This window comes from Caballeronia sp., assembly GCF_049581465.1.
Classification (GTDB): domain Bacteria; phylum Pseudomonadota; class Gammaproteobacteria; order Burkholderiales; family Burkholderiaceae; genus Caballeronia.
In genome coordinates this window covers 1-4,811 of record NZ_JBAUSA010000104.1, presented here as the reverse complement: position 1 = coordinate 4,811, position 4,811 = coordinate 1, and the positions used below count along the sequence as shown (strand labels likewise).

At 63.0% G+C, this 4,811-nt stretch carries 2 protein-coding genes and 1 pseudogene; 1 reads left to right on the top strand and 2 read right to left on the bottom strand.

The genetic code is table 11. From position 1 onward, the window contains the following. Nucleotides 1-12 precede the first annotated feature (12 nt). On the top strand, nt 13-2,925 hold the full coding sequence (treY, locus tag WCA53_RS02530; protein WP_423905130.1) for a malto-oligosyltrehalose synthase: 2,913 nt from the start codon (nt 13-15) through the stop codon (nt 2,923-2,925). 23 nt (nt 2,926-2,948) lie between these two features. Here treY and WCA53_RS02525 read toward each other — a convergent pair whose 3' ends face one another. Beyond that, entirely contained in the window at nt 2,949-4,343 is a 1,395-nt protein-coding gene (locus tag WCA53_RS02525) for a hemolysin family protein (protein WP_423905128.1), read from the bottom strand. A gap of 62 nt (nt 4,344-4,405) precedes the next feature. Continuing rightward, nucleotides 4,406-4,811: pseudogene (locus WCA53_RS02520) on the bottom strand (sensor histidine kinase); the annotation flags it as partial.

The following is a 4,811-nucleotide window of genomic DNA, read 5'->3' as shown; positions in this document are numbered from 1 at the left end:
GACTAATACGCCATGACCGTTCCACGTTCCACGTTGCGCCTCCAGCTTCACCGCGACTTCACGTTCGACGACGCCGCGCGCCAGGTCGACTACATGGCGGCACTCGGGATCAGCCACGCGTATTTATCGCCAATCACGACGGCCACCCGTGGCTCCACGCACGGCTACGACACTGTGGACTACACCCGTGTCAATCCGGAACTGGGTGGAGAGGAAGGCTTGCAGCGCCTGGTTGCGGCCTTGCGCGCGCACGAGATGGGCGTGATCGTGGACGTGGTGCCCAATCATATGGGCGTGGGCGGGTCGGAAAACGGCTGGTGGATGGACATCCTGGAGTGGGGCCGGCATGCGGCGCACGCGCGTTACTTCGATGTCGACTGGCACTCGCCCGATCCCGCGTTGCGCGGCAAAGTGCTCGCGCCGTTCTTGGGCGCGGCTTACGGCGAAGAGCTGCAAAGCGGCAAGATCAAGCTCGCGTTCGCCGCCGATGAAGGCCGCTTCAAGGTCGAGTACTACACGCACACGTTTCCCATCTGCCCGGTCGACTACGCATCCCTTCTGCGTGAGAGTGCGCCCGATCTGGCGCAGCGCTTCGCGGGTCTCGTCACGCAACCCGAGGACCATCCGCGCGCCGACGAAGCACGCGGGGCGTTGAAGGAATTTGCGGCATCGGGCAGCGGGGAAAAATCCATTGCCGCCGTGCTGAACGCTCATTGCGCCGATAACCCCATCGGCCGCGACCGGTTGCATCGACTGTTGGAGCGGCAGCATTACCGGCTCGCTTGGTGGCGCACGGCCGCTGATGAAGTCAACTGGCGTCGCTTCTTCGATGTCAGCACGCTCGGCGGCATGCGCGTCGAGCGGCCGGAAGTGTTCGAGGCATCGCACGCGCTGATTTTCAGGTTGTTCACGCAAGGGCTGATCGACGGCGTGCGGATCGATCACGTCGATGGCCTTGCCGAGCCGCGCGAATATTGCCAGCGGCTGCGCGCGCGGCTGGAAGAATTGTCGGTGCATCGGCCGCAAGAGTTGCAGAGTCCCCGCACTTACTTAGTTGTCGAAAAGATTCTGGCGCGCGGCGAGTCCGTGCGCGAGGACTGGCCGATCGACGGGACCACCGGCTACGAATTCATGAACGACGTTGGCGCCTTGCTGCACGATCCGCGCGGCGCTGGACCCTTGGCAGAAAGCTGGGCGCAGTTGTCGGGGAGACCGGCCGAGTTTGCTGTCGAAGCCGACGCCGCGCGACGCAAGATTTTATCGGAGAACGTGTCGGCGGAACTCGATCGCGTCGCGCGCGCACTGCACAAGATCGCCCGCGATACCCCGCTCACCCGCGACTTCACATTTTCGTCGCTGCGCCGCGTGGTGGCCGAACTCGTGGTGCAGTTTCCGGTGTATCGCATCTATCCGCTTGGCGGCGAGCGCACCGAAGAGGATGAGCGATTTTTCTCGCAGGCTTACGAAAACGCGAAAGCCGTGTTATCGCCCGCCGATTTAGTGATCCTCGACCAGGTCGCGCAATGGCTAGGCGGCAAGATTGATGAGGAAACCTACGAAAATCCGCGAGAACGGGAACGCGGGCGGAATCGGCTGTCTGCATCCACGTCTGCATCCGCGTCTGCGACGGCGATGCAAAACGTGCAATTGAATCCCGCTGGCTCCAATTCGAGCGGTTCACATCGGAGAAATGCGCAGACCCTGTTTTCCCAGCTCACGTCGCCGGTTGCGGCCAAGGCAATCGAAGATACGGCATGCTATCGATACGGTCGGCTCATCTCACGCAACGAAGTCGGCGCTGACCCGGGTGAATTTGCTTTGTCGGTGGCGGCGTTTCACGAAGGAAATAGCACGCGCGCCAAGCGCTTTCCTAACGCGATGCTCACCACCGCCACGCATGACCACAAACGCGGCGAAGACGTGCGCGCGCGCATCGCGGGATTAAGCGAAATTGCCGGCGACTGGAGCGCCACGTTAAAGAACTGGTCGACGCTCAATGCGCCGCATCGGCGCGCGTTCAATGGCGATGAAAACAACTGGGCACCCGGTGCGGCAGCCGAGTCGATGTTGTATCAGACGCTGGTCGGTTGCTGGCCGCCGACGCTGTCTCCTGACGACGCAGCCGGTGTCAAGGAACTGGCCGAACGCGTCAGCGCGTGGCAATTAAAGGCATTGCGCGAAGCCAAGTTGCGCACAAGCTGGTTCGCGCCCGACGAAGCCTACGAGAACGCATGCCGTGATTTTCTCTTCGATATCCTCGCGCCCCAGCGGCGTGACGGGTTCCTCGGCGCACTGCCCGCGTTCGTCGAGCGCGTGGCGAGGACCGGCGCGATCAACAGTTTCCAGCAGACGCTTTTGCGCCTGACATCGCCGGGCGTGCCTGACTTGTATCAAGGCACTGAGTTGTGGGATTTCAGCCTCGTCGATCCCGATAACCGGCGCCCTGTCGACTTCGAGCAGCGGCGCGAATGGCTAAGCGCGGGTGAAGCGGCGGGCGCGCCGTCGGAGCAGTTGAAGAACTGGCGCGACGGGCGCGTGAAGCTGGGTATCGTGCGGCGCGCCCTGGCACTGCGCGCGCACGCGCCTGAGCTATTCGGGCAAGGCGCGTATATCCCGCTGAAAGTGGAAGGCGCACATGCCGATAGCGTGATCGCGTTTGCGCGGCATAGCGGAAGCGCTTATGCCGTCGTGATTGCAACGCGCCTGGCAACGCCCCTTCTCACCGACACGGACCTGCCGCTAGTCGATGCGCGTCAATGGGGCGATACGGCCGTCCTGTTGCCCGAGGCGCTGGCGTCGCGCGCGTTGTTCGACTGGCTGAGTCCGAACGCGCCGCAAGCCGACGGCGAGCGGCTTTTCATGCGCGACGCGCTGGCATTCATGCCGGTTGCGCTGTTGATGGAAGAAGGCGTGCCGAAGGTTTGATCGGGGCCATGCAGGCAAACCGGTCAATCGGTTTCCTGCACGGCGTCTTCATGCGGATACACGCGCACGAGTACGATGCGCGGCCCGTTCATCTTCTTCACCACGATATCGAAGCGATCGAAGACCACGCGCTGCCCTTCGCTCGGCAAATCGGCCAGCGCGTGAATGACCAGTCCGCCGACGGATTCCGCCTGACCTTCGTCAATATCGATCCCTAGCGCCCGTTCCAGCGACACCACGGGCAAACTGCCCTTACCCATCAGCGTGCCGTCGTCCATGCGCGACCAGTCGGCATCGCCTTGACGAAACTCGTCGTGAATCTGGCCGACGAGCGCGCCGAGCAGGTTGTCGAGCGTCAGGAAACCAATCGGCTTTTGCCCCTTGTGCCCAACCAGCGCGAAGTGCGGCGCGCCCTTGCGAAAACGGCGGAACAATTCCAGCGCCGACAGATTGCCCGCCACGTATTGCACCGGCCGCACGTGCTTCGCCAACGCGTCCTGCTTTACATCCTGGCGCGATAAGCCTTGCATCAGGCCGCGCCCCGCGCCGTCGCGAGCGAGCAGCAAGTCCTTCAGGTGAATCATGCCGAGCACGTGCTCGCCCGACGCATCGGAGAAAAGCGGGTAGCGGCTAAAGCGGTGACGCGCCACGATCTGCATGTTCTCGCGCATCGGCAGATCGTTGCGCAAGCCGATCATCTCGTGAATCGGGCGCATCAGGTCGGACACGGTCATGCGGCTGAAATCGAGCGAATGCGCGATCGTGTTCCACTCGTCGGCGTTGTAGGCATCCTCGGGGGTCGCGGAATTGTTCGCAGCCTTGTTCGCGCCCGACAGGCGTCGGCCGCGCAGGATGAGCTTGAGTTCGTCGGTGGTGTAGTGCGCGTCGCCGCCATGATCCGACGCCAGCCCGAAGAGTCGCAGAAGGCAATTCGCACTCGAATTCAGCACCCAGATGAACGGGTACATTGCCCAGTAGAAGCCGTAGAGGGGAATGGCGGCCCAAAGCCCAACCTGTTCGGCGCGGCGAATGGCCCACGACTTTGGCGCCAGTTCGCCCACCACGATGTGCAAAAACGATATGGCGGAAAACGCAAAAAACAGCGAGATGCCGTCGACCAGCTTCTCGGACTGCACCCCCAGGAGCACGAAAAGTGGATGCAGCAACGTAGCGAATGCCGGCTCGCCAAGCCAGCCAAGACCCAGCGACGCGAGCGTGATGCCTAGCTGGCAAGCGGACAAGTACGCGTCGAGCTGGCCGTGCACCTTTGCGAGTAGCCGCCCGGGCATGCCATTTGTCCGGGCGATTGCCTGGACCCGCGTGGCACGCAGCTTGACCAGCCCGAACTCCGCCGCGACGAAAAACCCGTTCAACGCGACGAGCAGCAAGGCCCCTATTAATGCGACAACCTGATTCAAAGCAACGCGCTCCGCAAAGTCAAACCACCAGTATAGAGGCGCGCAGTGGCTGAAAAGTTAAATCAGGGAGCGCTTGCCGGTACGCGAAACTTGAGCGCCACAGAGGCGTCGTCGATGAAATCATCATGCTCGAACGCGCCGCCGTGCGCTTCGGCCACGCGCTTGCAAAGGGAAAGCACCCACGCGATGCGCGCTGCTTCGCGCGGCTGCACGGCCTGCGCCCGGGCGAACGCTTCGAGCACGTGCGGGAGCGTGGCATCGGAGAGATTTTGCAGCGATACCTTGAACGTCACGGCCGCGTCGAACGTGCTGCCGTCCATGCGGCCGTTCAGCACCACGGTCGATCCCGCCGCACTCGCCTCGGTGGCAAACGCGAGCATCAGCCAGAGCGCCTGCGTCAGGCGCTCCTGGTCGCCGGCGATCTGCTCTTCGACCAGCGTCGATTCCACGTGCAGCGTAATCCCGCGC